This is a genomic window from Mycobacterium shunyiense (assembly GCF_058270075.1).
In genome coordinates, this window is sequence record NZ_JBZDPU010000015.1 from 527,222 (window position 1) to 544,946 (window position 17,725).

Here is a 17,725-nt window from a genome sequence, read left to right on the forward strand (position 1 = left end):
GGATCACCAACCAGGGGACGTCAGATGGTTCGAGTCGCCGTATTGCTGTCAGTTGCTCTCGCCGTCCTCACCGCCTGCAGTGGCTCGTCGAATCAGGCTGCGACCGAGCGCCCCGACGACGCCGGTCATGTCCTGTCCCAGGCGCCACTGGACAACGTCGTTCCGGCATTGCAAGAAGCAAGCTCAGAGGCGAAGGTGATCACATACGCGTCGCGTAACGGTGTGAACGACGCGGTCTCGCACGTGACCGGGACGGTGTTCGTGCCGAAGGGCGACGCGCCAAAGGATGGCTTTCCGATTGTGGCACTGGGCCACCGGACCGCCGGCACTTCCGCGGATTGCGCCCCATCACTGTCGCCGGATCTGCGGGGCGAGGCATCGACAGTGGAGGCGCTGCTGAAGGCCGGCTACGTGGTCGCCGTTCCCGACTACCAAGGACTGGGAAAGCCGTCCCAGCCTGACGAATATGACTTCCACCCGTATCTGGACTCGACCACGGCCGGTTACAACATGATCGATGCGGTGCGGGCCGCAAGAACAATAGTGCCCAACACATCCACCTCCTGGGCTGCGCTGGGCGCCGGGGAGGGCGGCCAGGCCTCTTGGGCCGCAAATGAACTCATCGACAACTACGGTTACGACCTCAATCTCGTCGCCACCGCTTCCTTGGCGCCGATGGCGAACATCGACGTGCTCGTAGACGGTGCCACGGCCGGCACACTCAACACCGACCAGAAACTGGCCTACATCGCGTACCTGGCAGCGTTGAAGGATCAGTACTACTACGACTTCGAGCTCGACGACTACCGCCGGGGCGCCGCGCAAGAGAATTGGGATGCGCTGCTCAGCTGCAATGACATTCCGCAACGAAGGTCGCTGGCCGACAAGCTGAGCGCTGATGATCTGCGCCCCGCCGGTCCTGAGGCAGTGAGGACGTTGCGCGGCTACCTCCAGAAGACCAACCTGCCGCAAGGCCCGACCGCGGCACCGATGTACGTCATCTATGCCGGTCAGGACTCGGTGATCCCCGCCGCCTCGACCGAGCGCGCGCTCACTGCAGCCTGCAAGATGGGCGACGGTATCCAGATAGCCTTCTGGCCCGACAAGCCCCGCGAAGCGGTCGAACCCGTGGCGGCCGTGGGATGGCTCAATGATCGGATGAAATCGGTTCCGGCAGCCAACGACTGCCCCGCGTTCCTCGCTGCCCATCCGGGCTGATCCACGGCGCGGCTAACGCCTCGAAACCTGCTCGTTGACCCGGTAGAGACGCCAATCCGGCTGGCCGTCACCGTCATTGGGGATCTCCAACTCGAGCGTCGCAACCTCGGCACCAGTGTCGTACAGCGTCGGGTAGCGCACATTGAGCGCATCGGAGGTGCCTCGGCCCGTGGCGGGCACCGCCAGTAGATACTTCACGCCGTTGGCGGTCGGATCATTGAGCAACTCGGTGAAGTCCGGATCTGACGGGATCACGAAAACCCGCGGCCGGCTCGACGCCGCCAGAATGCCGAACCCGTACACGGTATCGGTGATCACCGAGCTGTCCGGCAGATCGAGGTTCTCCAGATACTGGGCGATCTTGCGTTCCGTCCCGAACGTCCGGGCGATCTGGTGCTCGATGGCCTTGCGGTCGGTCACGTTGTACGGGTCCGGATTCAGCACAGCGCCGAGTCCGTATTCTTGCGGCGCGAACTTCGGTTCGGCCATCCCGAGCATCGTCACCGGAATGCCGACGGCGACCGTCGCGGCGACGGCGATGTAGGGCGCGGCGGACCTGGGTCTGGGCACCGGTTCAGCGGTCTGGACCGGTGCGTACCTACCCTGCCGCGTGGGTGTCCTGAAGACCCCGTCCGGAACGCCGAGCATCGCCATGGTCACGCACAGCGGTATCGCGATGATGAAGAAACGCAGGAACGGGAACGTCGATCCCGAGGCGTAGCTGTACGACTGGAATGCCAACACCGCACCGAACAACGCCAGGGGGACGATCAACATCTGCCAATTCGGGCGTCCCCACCGCTGCATCACCGCCCACAACGCCAGCGGCAACATGGTCGGTGCCAGCAGCATGATGCACATCGCGGCGAAGATCATGCCGTCGAACAGATTCGGGGCCGTCTGCCCGGATTGCTCGAGAATCGCCGTGTTGCCGTACTGCGAGGTGAACTGTGCGAAAGCCTCACCCGTGATCAGCCAGCCGGCCGCCGCCCAGCCCAGGAACGCCAGAAACCCGGGGCCCGCGACGATCAACATGTCCAGAATCGCGCGCCGCAACCGGGGCGGCGGTTTGGCCCGAAGATATGTCGTGATGCCGACCAGGAATCCGGCTGCCGCGACACAGGCCGCCGCGTCGTAGCGGGTCAGGTAGGCCAGCCCCATCGCGATACCGCCCGCTGCGACGAGGTGATGCACGTCGTCGTCGACCATCCACAAGATGAGCCGCCGCACGGCCCAGGTCATGAAGAAGATGAACGGAGCTTCGCTCATCCCGTTGGATCCGTAGAAGACGATCATCGGGTTGAGAGCGAACAGCAGGGTCAGCGTTACCGAATATGCCCGGGGCAGACCGCGATCGGTGCCCATACTGAGCATCTGGACTGCGGCGCCGGCCATGAAGGTCGCCGACATGATCGTGCCGGCGAACGCCTTGCCGGCGATATCGGGCCACACCGCGCCCAGCGCGACCGCCGGGATCTGCACCATGGCGGCCACCGGGGTGAAGATGAACCCGAGGGCAGCCAGGTGCGGATCCCGACTGAACAGCACCGACTGGGTGGCCACCACACGTGACAAGGTGTCGCCCATGATGAAGCCCTGCTGGACCTGCAGCCAGTGTCCGACCGCGAGGTAGACGAAGAGCATGGCGAAGAAGATCGTCAGTTTCAGTCTGAAATCCGACCGTCCCGCCGCCACTGACATCACGTCGAGGCCATCTGCTCGTGGGCGGCCTTGTCCTCGGGACGCTCGGCCAACCCGTGAAAGGTCTTCTCCCAGAACGACGGCTGCCGGATCATCTGGTAGGCACCCTTGGCCGCCGCGATGCTCATCATCAGCCAGAACAGCGGGACGCTGAGGGCGGCGAGCAGCAGATCAGATCGATCGTCCTCGCGCAGGGCGATCATGTTCATGTACATCACGGTGAAGTTGCCGATGATCATGGCGAACAGCGCCGGGAAGTAGATCAGCGCAGGGAACACCGAGCCGACGACAGCCGGCTGCCCCAGGAACCACAACACGGTGATGAACCAGAACAGCAGATTCAGCACCGCGATGATCGGGGTACCCGCCAGCACCAGGTTGAACCGGATGAACGAGCGCAGTCCCAACGTGCGGTACAGCTTCACCGGCTCGCGGGTGTGTACCAGCCAGGTCTGCAGATAGCCCTTGTACCACCGGGAGCGCTGACGGATCCAGTTGATCGCGTCACTGTTGGCCTCTTCCAGCGTGTACGAGTCGATCACCGCCGTGTGATAACCGTGCGAGGCGATGCGCAGGCCGAGATCCGCATCTTCGGTGACGTTGAACGGATCCCACGCGCCGATTCTTTGCAGGATGTCCCGGCGAAGGTGATTGGAGGTGCCACCCAAGGGAATCGGCGACGTGCTCACCATCATGCCGGGCAGCAGGTAGCCGAACCACAGCGCGTACTCGGCGGTGAACCACGCTGTCAGCAGATTCTGATGGCCGTTGTGGTACACCAACTTGGCTTGAACGCATGCCACGTCGTCGGGCAGGTCCCGGAAGGCCGCCACCACACGACGCAGCTGCAACGGCTCGGGCAGATCCTCCGCATCGAAGATCGTCACGATGTCACCGGTCGCGAAATGCAGACCGTAGTTGCAGGCCTTGGGTTTGGTGCGGGGCTCGGCAGGGGGCACCAAAAGGATGGTGATGACGTCGGATTCGCCGCAGGCCTTCGCCGCGTCGATCGTGATCTGATCGTCGGCTTCGAGTAGCAGCAGCACCTGGAGGCGGTCTCTTGGGTACTCCAGCGCATCCATCGCTGCGATGAGGTCGGCGACCACTTCCGGCTCGTTGTAGGCGGGCACCAGGATCGTGTACGGCGGCAGGTCTTCATCGGGAATTGCGCGCGCCACGTCGTCGGGGATCACGATCGGCCGCGATGCCAACCCGCGCTTGAAGATCAGCACCCGGTCGCCGAGCGTCAAAAGATATGCCAGCGTGCACAACCCGATGAGTGTCACGGTGGTCTGCAGGGGCCGCCAGATGCCGAAGGCGATCACAATCGCCAGCAGGCCCCACAGCACCGGCTTTTGCCAGCCGGTCAACGGTTTGGACGCCGAATGTATGGGATCGTCTTCGCGCAAACCGTTGATCGCCCGGTCGAGCGCGTAATCGCGCTGCTCGGCCGTGACGGTCTCGGGGTCGAATGTGCCGTCGAAATTCATTGGCCGGCCCCTTTCACGAACTGTTCGGCCACCAGGGCACGGCCGAACTCGGTGAGCAGCTCCGCGTCTTTGTAGGCCGGCTTACGTTGCACCAAGACGGAATTCCCACGAAACAGCACGGTGAACAGGTTGCGCAGCGTGGAAACCAATCCCCGCTGCGGATTGGGGAACGGCGCGTCAGGAAGGTGGTTGTCCACCGCGAAGACGTCGACGATCTGATCCTCATCCTGGTCGCCCCAGGCGAAACGCAGTACGTCCCAGCTCACCAGAAGTCGGTCGTCGATCGCCGAGAAGAGATTCCCGGTCACCCCGTGGCCGAGATCGACCGGTAGCGGTCTACTGAGCCGGGTCCCGGTGGTGTCGTAGAGCACCTGTCCCGGGTACGCATCGAACGAGAAGGGCAACTCGCTTACGATGCTGTCCACCATCAGGTTCCGCCGCGCCGACAACTTGTCGAACCGGGGGTCTCCGACATCTGCGGTCATCCGTTGGCGAATGAGTACAGCGTCATCGCCGTAATACCGCTTCACCCCGGTATATCGCTGCTCGCCGGCGATCGACCAGCCTGGCGGTGCTGCCAGGCGCATACCCGGCGCCAGATCATATGGGGCGCTTCGGCTGATCGTCGTAGCACTCAGTTGCTGCGGCAACGGCATGAACGCGAGGGCAACCGCCACCGCGACCACCAGTGGAACTGACGACCAGATCTGTCTGGCGGCAAGAGGTTCCACCTTGCGGTCGAGCATGATCTTCGGTTTACCCCGGCGCGTGTACAGAAATGCCGCCACACCCACCGCAACAATCGACGCGAGCGATGGCACCATCTGATACACGATGACCGGCGCATGCGGCCACAATTTGTCCAGCCCGAACAGGATGACGAAACCGAACGCGAAGGAAGCGAGCGCACCCACCGCCGCACGCTTGCGCGTGCGCCCCACCGCGATGGCAGTGGCCGCGGCGGCGATCAGCAGGGTCCCGACTCCCGCAGCGAAGTTGCCGCCGCCCAGCGCGATGACGACAACTTGATAAGGCAAGGCCGATATCAGTGACAACAGCGCCCAGGCCCACCCGAACCGGGCGACCGGCCGCACGCCGAACAGAACCAAGCTGCTGCTGAGCATGAAGAGCCACAGCGCCAAGAGATCCAGCCGCATCAGGTGGAAAAACTCGGAGTAGCGCTTCAGTAGGACGCCTTGCACCATGAGCGCCAAACCGAGCCCGATCACACCGACGATGACGTCTGTCTGCCGATCATGAATCGGCAGTTCGGTTCGGCGCCGGACGTCGGTTCCCCACGCCGCCAGCGCGGCGGCGATCGGGACCATCCAGACATAGCCGATGAGACCTCCCGCCAGGGTTGTCTCGACCAGGTTCCGCAGACTCTCCCGGAATGCCACCAATGTGAGCACGCCGATCAGTGCCCAGCGCGCCACCAGTCGGACCGCCTGAGGTAGACCGAACCACCAGTGCACCAGCCGGTCCCAGGCATCACCGGTGCCCTGGACCGTCGTCGTCACGATGTACCCCGGGACCGCCCACGCCATGCAACCAACCCGGCTGCCAGGGCCGCCAGCACCACCGCCGCGACGCCGACCCGCAGCCGCAGTGACTTGTGCTCGGCGGCCGCAGTGATTTCTTGCTCGGCGGCGGGAGTAGTCAGAGCGAACGGCGCTCGACCCGGCATCGCGAGTGCGGCATTGCCGGACAGCCCCGACCACCGTGCCGTGTCACCGTCCAGCCAGCCCAGGAGCCGGTCCAGTTCCTGGGGCGCCTTGCTGGACGTGGCGACCAGCACCGAACGTCCACCGGTGTAGACGGTCTGCAGCGATCCGAAGCCGACCGTGGGATCCAGCGTCAACGTCGACGAGTTACCCGACCCGTCAACGTTTTCGACCGTGATCACGCCGTCGGCGTCGACTGCGACGGGCAGCGCGATGCGCTCGTCGTTCCAGCCGTCGGCACTGATCAGCACAGCGGGGTTCGGCGAGGCGACAGCATCGGCGAGCGAACGGACCTCGGCGTCGAACGGGCGCGAGCTCAGCCGCTGCAGCCCCGTCAGAATCTGGACCGCCCGATGCAAATTCGCGAAACCCAGGTCCATCCCGACCGCCACCCGCGGCATCAATGCCTGTGGCAACGACTGGAAGCCTGCCGGGACAGGAGGTTTGGCCTGTTTGCTCTCGACCGGGGTCTCACCGTCGATGGTCAGGGTGATCGGCTGGAACTCGCCGCACCGGCCGGTGTTGCCCGCCGCGTCTATCGCGATGTCCAGATTGGTGTAGCGCTGCAGATGCCGGTCCGGTATGTCGACCCACTTGTCGATGCGGCCGTTGGCCTCCGTGGGCCAGCGGTCGACGGTCTGTCCCCCGATGCTGACCACCACCTGCCCTGCGATGCTCGCGGGCAACGGGGTGTAGGAACCCTGCAGATGAATGCGGACATCATGCACCGCGCGGCCCAGCCGGGTCTGATCAAGCGGAACCGTGACCCGGGGATTGACCAGCGACGTGGCATTGACCCCCGGCTGACCGAGTTGGCGGATAGTGGTGTGGTCCGACGGCAGCTGCGGAGTGTTGGACAGCGGTCCCACCACAGCCTTCGACTGCACGGCCAGCCTCGAGATGTCACTCGACAGCAACCGGGCCTGGTTGGTGACCTCTCCGGCAGGGCCTGAAATGAGCAGGGCCGGTACTGCATTGGGCCCCTGCAGACTCAATCCGGGCGCGTCCCCCTCCCGCACGACCACTTGTCGTTCCAGCGGCTGCGGCGGTGCGATCGGGCCACCGTCTGTAGTGACGATGTCGACGGCAGGACGTTGCAGACCGTACCGGGCCACCACTGACGTCGCGATCCGGATTGCGGCGTCCGATTCGGATTGCGACGGATTCGGCGGGACGAACAGCGTGAGCTTGCCCAGCACCGGCGGAAGGAAATCGGCGATCACCGTCGGGGGCTGTTCGGTACCGGTGAACCGAACATCACTGTTGATCAACCGCAACGGATTGGTCGGGTCGTACACGCAATACCCGTCCGGCACGGAGAGGTAGGCGGTCAGCTGCACCGTCACAGCGTTCTCCACCACCCGGGCGCCGCCCAGAGGAATCGTGATCGGTGATTGATCCGGCGGCAGCGGCACACGCGACAAAACCCGCTGGTCCTGACTGACCTCGAGAGTGCCGCCGCGGGTATTGACCGGAAGTTGCACCGTGGCAACCAGCTCGGCGGGAATCAGACCGCGCGGCACCGGAATTGTCAGCGTCTGTGAACCCTGAATTCCGTATAACGCGATATCCGCATTCACACCGAGCGTTCGCAGATTCAATGTCGGGGAACTCACCAGCGACGGGTCGTCTTCCGGCGCGGCCGCAGCGACCCCGGGACCAACCGCGGTTCCTGCGATGAGCACCGTTGCCGCAAGCAGGGACCATATGCGGGAAGTCACCCGCGTCAGTCTAGATCGGCCATTGCGGATACACCCACCTTTACCGCAATCGATATCCCAACCTGTTCGCGACGTGGCCCAGATGTCGGTCGGATCGCAAGGCAAAAAACAGCCCGGGAATTCGCTGAGTTCACCTCTCGGCAACCAACCATCATCGCGAATTCGTCCACGGGCGGATTCGTCTGCGGCGGCAACGCGAAACCGCTGCGACCTTTTTGCGGACGCGGCAATTTCTGATAGGCCAATCAGCCCCTCCGGCAAACGGCACCGAAACGTATGGCTCTGCCGCATCGATCACCTCACGTCGACCTCACGCAAGCGAAAGCCTGGCCACCATCTCCCCGGTCGGCTTCGGCGACCCGCCACCGGGCTCCATGGTGAATGCCAACGCACTCGAGTTCCCGATATCGCGCACCATGGCAGTCGTCGAGGGAGCCATGCTTCCCATCGTCCCCGCCGACTGCGGCCCCTGATCGGTCATGAGCCACATCTGATAGACCATGCCGGGCGGCGGCGGCGCGACGTTGTTCATCACCAACACACCCGTTCGCTCATCGCGCGAGTACATGAACGTCGCAGTACCACCGACACGGAGTTGTCCGGTCACCGTGCGGACATCGCCGGCTGCAAGCACCTGCTCGGCGGGGGTCGGCGCATTCACCGGGCGCAGCGCCAACCCCGCTCCGAAGCCGCCCGCGGCGACCACCACCGCAGCGGCAGTCGCCAATAATCCTTTGCGCCAACCGAAACGGTCGGGTCGAGCACCGCGTGAGACCGCAAGTGCCTGCTGTCGCAGCGACGCCGGCGGCGTCACAGCGGTCGCAGTCGAGGCCTCTGCCATCGTCTCGTGCACCGCACGAACCTCCGAGCGGAACGCCTCTGCGATCTCAGCGGGAGACTCGGCCAACCGGCGCTCGATGTCGGCACGCTCGGCGTCGGTAACCGCATCCAGTGCGTAGGCCGTGGCCAGGTCTGGCAGCTCGGAGTCGCTGGTCATGCCACCCCCAGACAATCACGAAGCCTACGAAGCCCGTCCCGCATCCGGGTTTTGACGGTGCCCAGGCTGACCGACAGCCGTTCGGACACCTGTGGGTAGGTCAGGCCGTCGTAGTACGCCAGCTCGATGGCCTGGCGCTGCAGGTCCGTCAGTGATCCCAAGCAATCGGCCACCTGCCGCTGCTCGTCAGAGCGGATGGCCGAGTCGGCGACCACGTCGGTGTCGGGCTCTGCGCTCGCCGCGACGTAACGCGCCTCGCGCCGGCTGGAGGCCACCTCGGCCCGCACCCGGTCCACCGCGCGGCGATGCGCCAAGGTCATGAGCCACGCCAGCGCAGACCCTTGCTCCGGGTCATAGTCGGCGGCAGAGCGCCACACCTGGGCGTAGACATCCTGCGTGGTTTCCTCGCTGTATCCGGGATCCCGCAGGATGCGGATCACCAATCCGTATACCCGGGCGCTCGTGGCGTCGTACAGCCCGGCGAACGCCTCGGCGTCGCCGCGGGCCACCCGACGCAGCTGCGCGTCGAGGACGTTACTCACCTCCGGCGTACGTGCCATCGACCGGTAGCCTAGCGCCGAATAGACGGTGGTCATCGCCGGTCACCCGTAGGTGAACGAGAAAGCCTGCAGCCCTTGACTCAACCGCAACTCGATCTCGCCACGATGCGCTTCACGATCGTCGACGATCTGGTGCAGGGTGGGCGGCCCGCTCACCGGCACCGTCGTGGTCTCGCCGCCGCGAAGCACGGTCACGGCGCCGGTCCCACCCACGACGAGATAGACCTGCTTGGCCTGGTAATTGAGCTTGATGGCCGAATCTGAGCTTTGGGCGGTCGCGCCCTGGTAGTCCAGGTGCCACGGCCCATCCAGCGCGAACGAGTCGGCAGGCAGACTCGTCGGGTAGCCGAACACCGCGTCGCCCTCGTCGTACGTGCCACCACCGGCGTAGTTGATCTCCTTGCCGACTCCGAGGTACGTCTCAGGGGTGAGTGCCGACGTCGGCGTCGTGTCGGGCGAGTTCACCGGCGCGGGCAACGCGGCGTTCTTCGCGTCCATGAGCAACTCGCGAATCAGCCGCTCCGTCGTGTCGTAGCCACCCTCACCGAACTTCACGTGCCGCACAACGCCATTCGCATCGATGAGGTACTCGGCCGGCCAGTAGCGATTGTGGTAGTTCGTCCAGGTGGAGTACGAGTTGTCCAGGGCGACCGGGTAGGTGATACCCAAGTCGGCCGCACCCCTGGCCACATTGCCGGGTACCCGCTCGAAGGCGTATTCCGGGGTGTGGACGCCGACCACCGTCAGACCGGAGTCCTTGTATCTGTCGTACCAGTCGACGACGTGGGGAATCGCTCGCTGGCAGTTGATGCACGAGTACGCCCAGAAGTCGATGAGTACCACCTTGCCGCGCAAGGACTTGAGGTCGACAGGTGCGCCGTCAGGGGTGTTGAGCCAACCGGTGATGCCGGTGATCTCCGGTGCAGCACCGCAGTTCTGGAGTTCTTCCGCGCCTTCTGGGCAATTCGACAGTTCCCCTCCTGCGGTCGGGCTCAGCCGGTCTTGGACCTCACCTGCGGTGGCGACCCGGTCCTGTAACCCGCTGGTGTAATCCGGGATCGCCCGCTGCAGCTTCGCAGGCACGTTGGCGGCCAACGCCACCGCGAAAACCAGCATCACCACTCCTCCGATCAGCCGGATCTTGCGCTGCTGACGGCGGAAGGCATTGACCCGCTCCGCAACCCGACGCCCGGCGAGCGCGAAGGCGAGTAGGGGAAGCGCGGCACCGACGGCGAACGAGAGGGTCAATGCAACGGTATCGGCACCGATCGAGCCGGTGGCGCCGGCAACGACGATCGCTGCGAGCACGGGTCCCGCGCACGGCACATAGAGCACGCCGAGCGCGAGACCCAGTCCGAAACCGCTACTGCCCGAGCCGAACTGCTTCTGCGGGATCCAGCTGAACGGTTTCTCCAGCAGCTGCTCGAAGCGCGGGAAGATCAGGCCAAGCCCGATCAGTGTCAGTGCGACAAGGCCCGCCCAGCGGAGTGCGTCCTGAGGTAGGTGCAACAGCTGCAGTAGCGCCGAGCCCGCCAGGGTCACCACGCTGAAACTCAGCACCAGGCCGGCGATCACCCGATAGGGGCGCAGCGTCTCGGCCAGTGTCGGCTTCGTCGCAACGACTGTCGTGCCGTCCGACTCGGTGACACGGGCGCTCTGCGCTCCGGAGAAGAAGATCACGGGCAATACCGGCAGGATGCACGGCGAGATGCCGGTGATGAGTCCGCCGAGGAATCCGATGAGCACCAAGGTGTACATGCCGGGTATTCGGCACCGACGCTGTGCCGGATTGGTCGAAATCGACACCCATCCGGATGCGGGCCCGCTCCGAATACCCAGTGACCGAGAAAGTGACGGGGGTCACCGTCAATCAGCCACAGGAGTCGGAAAATGTTGATTTCTCAATACAAGTTGGCCGCGGTGGCGGGGATGTCAGCCGCCGTCATGTTCGCGCTGCCCGCCTGCTCAAGCGACACCGCGCGGTCCGCACCCGCGACACCGGAGGCCACCAGTGCGCCCGCCATGGCCGCCGACCCGGCATCAGACCTGGTGGGTCCGGGCTGCGCGTCCTACGCGGAAAAGGTGCCGTCGGGCCCCGGGTCGGTGATGGGGATGGCACAGGATCCGGTCACCGTCGCCGCGTCGAACAACCCGCTGCTGACGACGCTCACCGCAGCGCTGTCGGGAAAGCTGAATCCGAACGTGAACCTGGTGGACACCCTCAACGGAGGTGAGTTCACCGTGTTCGCGCCCACTGATGACGCATTCGCCAAGATCGACCCGGCCACCATCGAGGTGTTGAAGACGGACTCCGCGATGCTGACCAACATCCTGACCTATCACGTCGTACCGGGGCAGGCCAGCCCGGCCAAGGTCGTCGGCAGCCGGCCAAGCGTGCAGGGCGCACCCGTGACGGTGACCGGCTCGGGTGACGCACTGAAAGTCAATGACGCATCCGTGGTGTGCGGCGGAGTCCACACCGCCAACGCCACCGTCTACCTCATCGACACGGTGCTGATGCCGCCCGCCGGCTGACCCCCCACACACGAAAGTGCCCCAAACCCGAAGGCTTGGGGCACTTTTGGCGTCTGCTCGCGCGGCGAGTTGAGCTTTCGCTACTTCGCCTTCTCGAGAACCTCGACCAGCCGCCACCGCTTGGTGGCCGACGTCGGCCGAGTCTCCATCAACGAGACGCGGTCGCCGATACCGGCGTCGCCGTTCTCGTCGTGCGCCTTGACCTTCTTGGTGGTCCGGATGATCTTGCCGTAGAGCGGGTGGCTCTTACGATCTTCCAGCTCGACCACGATGGTCTTCTGCATCTTGTCGCTCACCACGTAGCCGATGGCGGTCTTACGACGGCCGCGCGGCTTCTCGGTGGCCGGGGTGTGCTTGGGGCCCTTGGTCTCTGCCATTACGAATCCTCACCAACGGGTCCGGAAGCCAGACCCAACTCACGTTCACGCAGCACGGTGTAAACCCGTGCAATCTCCTGGCGCACGACGCGCAGCCGACGGTTGTTGGCCAGCTGACCGGTCGCCATCTGGAAGCGCAGGTTGAACAGCTCTTCCTTGGACTCGCGCAGCTTCGCCGTCAACTCGGTGTCGGACAGTTCACGCAGCTCACCAGGCGTAGTTCCCACTGCCATCAGAACTGCTCCTCTCGACTCACGATGCGTGCCTTGATCGGCAGCTTGTGGATTGCGCGAGTCAGTGCTTCCTTGGCGATCTTCTCGTCCGGGTAGCTGATCTCGAACAAAATGCGGCCCGGCTTGACGTTGGCGACCCACCACTCCGGCGAACCCTTACCGGAACCCATGCGGGTCTCGGCGGGCTTCTTGGTCAGCGGACGGTCCGGGAAGATGTTGATCCACACCTTGCCGCCACGCTTGATGTGCCGGTTGATGGCGATACGAGCGGACTCGATCTGCCGGTTGGTGATGTAGGCGTGGCCGAGGGCCTGGATGCCGTAGTCACCGAAGCTCACCGACGTGCCACCGCTGGCGATGCCACGCTGGCGCGGGTGGTGCTGCTTGCGGTGCTTGACCTTACGGGGAATCAGCATGGTTTAGCTCTCCGTGCTCTCAGCGGCCGGCGCTGCCTCAGCAGCGACAACCTCAGTAGCGGCGGGCGCATCTCCGGTGGCGGCGCGGCCGGCTTCGGTGCTCGTCGCCGTGGTGCCCGAGGAACCGCTACGACGCGGCCGGGTGCCCGACGGACGCTCACGACGCGGCCGGTCGCTGGCCGGTGCGGCGGCGGTCAGCTCACGCTTACCACCGACGATGTCGCCCTTGTAGATCCACACCTTCACGCCGATCCGGCCGAAGGTGGTCTTGGCCTCGTACAGGCCGTAGTCGATGTCCGCGCGCAGCGTGTGCAGCGGAACCCGACCCTCGCGGTAGAACTCCGAGCGGCTCATCTCAGCACCGCCGAGGCGGCCCGAGCACTGCACCCGGATGCCCTTGACGTTGGGCTGACGCATCGCCGACTGGATCGCCTTGCGCATCGCGCGGCGGAACGCCACACGGTTGCTCAGCTGCTCGGCAACACCCTGGGCGACGAGCTGTGCCGTCGACTCAGGGTTCTTCACCTCGAGGATGTTGAGCTGAACCTGCTTGCCGGTCAGCTTCTCCAGGTCGGCACGGATGCGGTCGGCCTCGGTGCCGCGGCGACCGATGACGATGCCGGGACGCGCGGTGTGGATGTCAACGCGAACCCGGTCGCGGGTGCGCTCGATCTCCACGTCGGCGATGCCTGCACGCTCAAGACCAGTGGCCAGCAGACGCCGGATCGCGACGTCTTCCTTCACGTAGTCCTTGTACTGCTTGTCGGCGTACCAGCGGGACTTCCACTCGGTGGTGATACCGAGCCGGAAACCGTGGGGATTGATCTTCTGGCCCACTACTCCGAGCCTCCCTTCGTCTCGGCCGTGCCCTTCGCAGCAGCAGCCTTGCTGCCCTGCGCACGACGGCTGCGCGCGGATGCGGCGGCCGCACCCTTTTGCTTGGGCGGACGGCTCTCAACGATCACCGTGATGTGGCTGGTCCGCTTGCGGATCCGGAACGCGCGCCCCTGGGCACGCGGACGGATGCGCTTGGCGGTCGGACCCTCGTCGGCGGTGATGGTCGCAACCACCAGCGTCGTCGGGTCCAGGCCGTCGTTGTTCTGCGCGTTGGCCGCAGCGCTGGCGATCACCTTGGCGACCGGCTCGCTGGCACCCTGCGGCGCCCACCGCAAGATGTCGAGGGCTTCCTCGACGCTCTTGCCGCGGACCAGATCGATGACACGGCGGGCCTTGCTCGCCGAGACACGCACGAAGCGCGCCTTCGCCTGTGCGGACGGGTATTCAGTGACTGTGGTACTCATCGCCGCTTGCTCTTCCGGTCGTCCTTGATGTGACCCTTGAAGGTGCGCGTCGGGGCGAATTCGCCGAGCTTGTGCCCGACCATCGCCTCGGTGACGAACACCGGGACATGCTTGCGGCCGTCATGCACCGCAAAGGTGTGCCCGATGAAGTCGGGGAGGATGGTCGACCGACGCGACCAGGTCTTGATGACCTGCTTGGTGTTTTTCTCGTTCTGAACGTCGACCTTCTTGAGCAGATGGTCGTCGACGAACGGACCCTTTTTGAGACTACGAGGCATCGCTGCTACTCCTTCCGCGGCCTAGCGCTTCTTGCCGGTGCGCCGGCGACGGACGATGAGCTTGTCGCTCGGCTTGTTGGGCTTGCGGGTGCGGCCCTCGGGCTTGCCCCACGGGCTGACCGGGTGGCGGCCACCGGAGGTCTTGCCTTCACCACCACCATGCGGGTGGTCAACCGGGTTCATGACGACACCACGGACGGTCGGGCGCTTGCCCTTCCACCGCATACGGCCGGCCTTGCCCCAGTTGATGTTGGCCTGCTCGGCGTTGCCCACCTCGCCGACGGTGGCGCGGCAGCGCACGTCGACACGACGGATCTCACCGGACGGCATACGCAGCGAGGCGTAGGTGCCTTCCTTACCCAGCAGCTGGATGCTCACGCCGGCCGAGCGGGCGAGCTTGGCACCGCCACCGGGCCGCAGCTCCACAGCGTGGATCACGGTGCCAGCGGGGATGTTGCGCAACGGCAGGTTGTTGCCGGGCTTGATGTCGGCGTTCGGCCCCTGCTCGATGACGTCGCCCTGCTTCAGACCCTGCGGCGCGATGATGTAGCGCTTCTCGCCGTCCAGGTAGTGCAGCAGCGCGATGTTCGCGGTGCGGTTGGGGTCGTACTCGATGTGAGCGACCTTGGCGTTGACGCCGTCCTTGTCATGGCGACGGAAGTCGATGAGGCGGTAAGCACGCTTGTGGCCGCCACCCTTGTGCCGGGTGGTGATGCGGCCGTGCGCGTTACGCCCACCGGTGCCGTGCAGCGGACGGATGAGCGACTTCTCCGGAGTCGAGCGAGTGATCTCGGCGAAATCGGAGACGCTCGAACCGCGACGACCCGGGGTCGTCGGCTTGTACTTGCGAATTCCCATATCAGTTAAATCCTCTTAGTTCCCGGCGTTACGCCGGGGCTCCGAAAAGCTCGATCGGCTTGCTGCCGGCGGCCAGGGTCACGATGGCGCGCTTGGTGTCCTTGCGCTTACCGAAGCCCGAGCGGGTGCGCTTGCGCTTGCCCTGCCGGTTGGCGGTGTTCACCGAGCTCACCTTGACGTCGAAGATCTTCTCGATGGCGATCTTGATCTGCGTCTTGTTGGAGTCCGGGTGCACGACGAACGTGTACACGTTGTCCTCGATCAGCCCGTACGACTTCTCCGAGATGACCGGGGCCAAGATGATGTCGCGGGGGTCGGTCACGGTAGCCATCAGGCCGACACCTCCTCTTTCTTCGTATTGGCCTCGATGTAGGCGTTCAGCGCCTCGACCGAGAACACCAGGTCGTCGGCGTTGAGCACGTCGTAGGTATTCAGCTGATCCGGCGAGATCACGTGCACACCAGGCAGGTTGCGAACGCTGCGGGCGCCGACCTCATCGGTGCGACCGATGACGACGAGCACCTTCTTGTTCTCGGTCAGGCTGCCCAGGAACGCCTTTGCGCTCTTGGTCGACGGGGTCTGACCCTCGACGAGCTCGGTGATCGCGTGGATGCGCTCGTTGCGGGCCCGGTCCGAGAGCGCACCGCGCAGAGCGGCGGCGATCATCTTCTTCGGGGTCCGCTGGCTGTAGTCGCGCGGCTGCGGGCCGTGGACGACGCCACCACCGGTGAACTGCGGTGCGCGGGTCGAACCCTGGCGGGCGCGGCCGGTGCCCTTCTGGCGGTACGGCTTCTTGCCACCACCGGACACCATGGCCCGCGTCTTGGTGGCATGCGTGCCCTGGCGCTTGGCGGCCAACTGTGCGTTGACGACCTGGTGCATCAGAGCGATGTTCGGCTCGACGTCGAACAGCGCGGCGGGCAGCTCTACGGAGCCGTCCTTCTTGCCTGCCGGCGTCTTCACATCAATTTTGAGAGTCATTACTTCTCGCCTCGCTTGATTGCGCTGCGGACAACCACCAGACCACCGTTGCGTCCGGGGATGGCGCCCTTGATCAACAGCACGCCGTTCTCGGCATCGACCTTGTGAACCTTGAGGTTCTGCGTGGTCACCCGGTCGTGGCCCATGCGGCCCGACATCCGGGTGCCCTTGAACACGCGGCCCGGGGTGGCGCAGCCACCGATGGAGCCGGGGCGGCGGTGCACTGCCTGGGCGCCGTGCGAGGCGCCCTGGCCGGCGAAGCCGTGACGCTTCATGGTGCCGGCGAAGCCCTTGCCCTTGCTGGTGCCGGTCACGTCGACGTAAGCACCGTCGGCGAAGATCTCGGCGGTCAGCTCCTGGCCCACCTCGTACTCGGCGGCAGCAGCCTCGTCGACCCGGAGCTCAGCCAGGTGGCGGCGCGGGTTGACACCCGCGGCGGCGAACTGACCGCTGACGGGCTTGTTGACCTTGCGCGGGCTGATCTCGCCATAAGCAAGCTGCACGGCGCTGTAGCCGTCGCGCTCGGGGGTACGGATAAGGGTCACCACGTTGGGGCCGGCCTTGACGACCGTCACCGGGACGACTTTGTTGTTCTCATCGAACACCTGCGTCATGCCCAGCTTGGTGCCCAAAATGCCTTTTCTAGCCATTTTTCTCGGGTCTCCTACTGGATGTTGACGTCGACACTGGCCGGCAGATCGATGCGCATGAGCGCGTCAACCGTCTTCGGCGTCGGGTCGAGGATGTCGATCAGTCGCTTGTGGGTACGCATTTCGAAATGCTCCCGCGAGTCCTTGTACTTGTGCGGCGACCGAATCACGCAGTACACGTTCTTCTCGGTCGGCAGCGGCACGGGGCCCACCACACTGGCACCGGTACGGGTGACCGTCTCGACGATCTTGCGCGCCGAGGCATCAATGGCCTCATGGTCGTAGGCCTTGAGCCTGATGCGGATCTTCTGTCCCGCCACGCTTCTCCTACCTCTACTTCGTACATCGGCCGGCCGTATCGAAGCCTCGATGGGAAAACCCACCGAAACCCGTCGGGCCTGGTCCCCGGCGCGGGTGCGCCGAGTATTTGCCGCCGCTGTTTACCTGTCTGTGGTCCACCGGCCCCCGCGGTCGGGCGTGTCGCCTTCGCGCACATTTTCTCGCCCTGAAAATCAGTCGCGATCTAATGTTGGGACCGGATGCGCCCGTGGGGGCGCGGGTCGGATGCCCGGCCAGGAATACCCGGCTCAAGGCAACCCGAACAGTATGCCTTAGATCCGGGCGTGCTCCAAATCCGCGATCGAGCAGGTCGGGGCCCGTCGATGCGGCCAGACGCATCGAGCCT

The 17,725-nt window shown here is 65.0% G+C and carries 19 protein-coding genes and 1 pseudogene; 2 read left to right on the plus strand and 18 right to left on the minus strand.

Annotated features, from left to right (window positions below; genetic code table 11):
- The first annotated feature begins 24 nt into the window (after nucleotides 1-24).
- Nucleotides 25-1,218 carry a lipase family protein gene (locus AC4ELH_RS16925; RefSeq protein WP_498885525.1) on the plus strand — a complete coding sequence of 398 codons (1,194 nt, stop codon included), beginning with the start codon at nucleotides 25-27 and terminating at the stop codon, nucleotides 1,216-1,218.
- A gap of 12 nt (nucleotides 1,219-1,230) precedes the next feature.
- Here the strand turns inward: AC4ELH_RS16925 and AC4ELH_RS16930 are convergent, their stop codons facing one another.
- The 7 genes from AC4ELH_RS16930 to AC4ELH_RS16960 all read right to left on the minus strand — a co-directional run bounded on the left by AC4ELH_RS16930 (nucleotide 1,231) and on the right by AC4ELH_RS16960 (nucleotide 11,169).
- Complete coding sequence (locus AC4ELH_RS16930; RefSeq protein WP_498885527.1) at nucleotides 1,231-2,919, minus strand: ArnT family glycosyltransferase; 1,689 nt, start codon at nucleotides 2,917-2,919, stop codon at nucleotides 1,231-1,233.
- Nucleotides 2,919-4,409, minus strand: a complete 1,491-nt coding sequence (locus AC4ELH_RS16935; protein WP_448446020.1) for a glycosyltransferase — start codon at nucleotides 4,407-4,409, stop codon at nucleotides 2,919-2,921. The genes AC4ELH_RS16930 and AC4ELH_RS16935 overlap by 1 nt, the downstream gene beginning before the upstream one ends.
- Nucleotides 4,406-5,956, minus strand: a complete 1,551-nt coding sequence (locus AC4ELH_RS16940) for a hypothetical protein (protein WP_448446022.1) — start codon at nucleotides 5,954-5,956, stop codon at nucleotides 4,406-4,408. Before AC4ELH_RS16940 ends, AC4ELH_RS16935 begins: the two co-directional genes overlap by 4 nt.
- The gene (locus AC4ELH_RS16945) at nucleotides 5,926-7,854 is read right to left on the minus strand and encodes a hypothetical protein (RefSeq protein WP_498885530.1); all 1,929 of its coding nucleotides are present in this window, start codon (nucleotides 7,852-7,854) and stop codon (nucleotides 5,926-5,928) included. The genes AC4ELH_RS16940 and AC4ELH_RS16945 overlap by 31 nt, the downstream gene beginning before the upstream one ends.
- 310 nt (nucleotides 7,855-8,164) lie before the next feature.
- Entirely contained in the window at nucleotides 8,165-8,851 is a 687-nt protein-coding gene (locus AC4ELH_RS16950; protein ID WP_448446026.1) for an anti-sigma factor, read from the minus strand.
- Nucleotides 8,848-9,411 carry an ECF RNA polymerase sigma factor SigK gene (gene sigK, locus AC4ELH_RS16955; protein WP_064885180.1) on the minus strand — a complete coding sequence of 188 codons (564 nt, stop codon included), beginning with the start codon at nucleotides 9,409-9,411 and terminating at the stop codon, nucleotides 8,848-8,850. The genes AC4ELH_RS16950 and sigK overlap by 4 nt, the downstream gene beginning before the upstream one ends.
- 42 nt (nucleotides 9,412-9,453) lie before the next feature.
- Nucleotides 9,454-11,169, minus strand: coding sequence for a cytochrome c biogenesis protein DipZ (locus AC4ELH_RS16960; protein WP_498885532.1), 1,716 nt, complete (start codon nucleotides 11,167-11,169; stop codon nucleotides 9,454-9,456).
- Nucleotides 11,170-11,301: 132 nt separating this feature from the next.
- Here AC4ELH_RS16960 and AC4ELH_RS16965 point away from each other — a divergent pair, with 132 nt between their 5' ends.
- Nucleotides 11,302-11,946 (plus strand): fasciclin domain-containing protein, encoded by a 645-nt coding sequence (locus AC4ELH_RS16965; RefSeq protein WP_064885139.1) that lies wholly within the window; start codon nucleotides 11,302-11,304, stop codon nucleotides 11,944-11,946.
- Between the two features lie 80 nt (nucleotides 11,947-12,026).
- Here the strand turns inward: AC4ELH_RS16965 and rpsQ are convergent, their stop codons facing one another.
- The 11 genes and pseudogenes from rpsQ to rpsJ all read right to left on the minus strand — a co-directional run bounded on the left by rpsQ (nucleotide 12,027) and on the right by rpsJ (nucleotide 17,360).
- A complete protein-coding gene (gene rpsQ, locus AC4ELH_RS16970) occupies nucleotides 12,027-12,323 on the minus strand; it encodes a 30S ribosomal protein S17 (protein WP_055109976.1) in 297 nt (98 codons plus the stop codon).
- Complete coding sequence (gene rpmC / locus AC4ELH_RS16975) at nucleotides 12,323-12,556, minus strand: 50S ribosomal protein L29 (protein WP_055109978.1); 234 nt, start codon at nucleotides 12,554-12,556, stop codon at nucleotides 12,323-12,325. The genes rpsQ and rpmC overlap by 1 nt, the downstream gene beginning before the upstream one ends.
- Nucleotides 12,556-12,972 (minus strand): 50S ribosomal protein L16, encoded by a 417-nt coding sequence (rplP, locus tag AC4ELH_RS16980; RefSeq protein ID WP_019348878.1) that lies wholly within the window; start codon nucleotides 12,970-12,972, stop codon nucleotides 12,556-12,558. Before rplP ends, rpmC begins: the two co-directional genes overlap by 1 nt.
- Nucleotides 12,973-12,975: 3 nt before the next feature.
- Nucleotides 12,976-13,809: a 30S ribosomal protein S3 gene (gene rpsC, locus AC4ELH_RS16985; protein ID WP_055109980.1), complete on the minus strand. Its 834-nt coding sequence runs from the start codon at nucleotides 13,807-13,809 to the stop codon at nucleotides 12,976-12,978.
- A gap of 14 nt (nucleotides 13,810-13,823) precedes the next feature.
- Nucleotides 13,824-14,273, minus strand: a pseudogene (rplV, locus tag AC4ELH_RS16990) (50S ribosomal protein L22); the annotation flags it as partial.
- Nucleotides 14,270-14,551, minus strand: a complete 282-nt coding sequence (gene rpsS, locus AC4ELH_RS16995) for a 30S ribosomal protein S19 (RefSeq protein WP_003883480.1) — start codon at nucleotides 14,549-14,551, stop codon at nucleotides 14,270-14,272. The pseudogene rplV and the gene rpsS, both read right to left, overlap by 4 nt.
- Nucleotides 14,552-14,572: 21 nt before the next feature.
- Complete coding sequence (rplB, locus tag AC4ELH_RS17000; RefSeq protein WP_044516133.1) at nucleotides 14,573-15,409, minus strand: 50S ribosomal protein L2; 837 nt, start codon at nucleotides 15,407-15,409, stop codon at nucleotides 14,573-14,575.
- A gap of 28 nt (nucleotides 15,410-15,437) precedes the next feature.
- Nucleotides 15,438-15,740, minus strand: a complete 303-nt coding sequence (rplW, locus tag AC4ELH_RS17005) for a 50S ribosomal protein L23 (protein WP_064885135.1) — start codon at nucleotides 15,738-15,740, stop codon at nucleotides 15,438-15,440.
- A complete protein-coding gene (gene rplD / locus AC4ELH_RS17010) occupies nucleotides 15,740-16,390 on the minus strand; it encodes a 50S ribosomal protein L4 (protein ID WP_448446034.1) in 651 nt (216 codons plus the stop codon). The genes rplW and rplD overlap by 1 nt, the downstream gene beginning before the upstream one ends.
- Entirely contained in the window at nucleotides 16,390-17,040 is a 651-nt protein-coding gene (gene rplC, locus AC4ELH_RS17015; protein WP_064885131.1) for a 50S ribosomal protein L3, read from the minus strand. Before rplC ends, rplD begins: the two co-directional genes overlap by 1 nt.
- 14 nt (nucleotides 17,041-17,054) lie before the next feature.
- Nucleotides 17,055-17,360: a 30S ribosomal protein S10 gene (gene rpsJ / locus AC4ELH_RS17020; RefSeq protein ID WP_003883485.1), complete on the minus strand. Its 306-nt coding sequence runs from the start codon at nucleotides 17,358-17,360 to the stop codon at nucleotides 17,055-17,057.
- Between the last annotated feature and the right edge of the window lie 365 nt (nucleotides 17,361-17,725).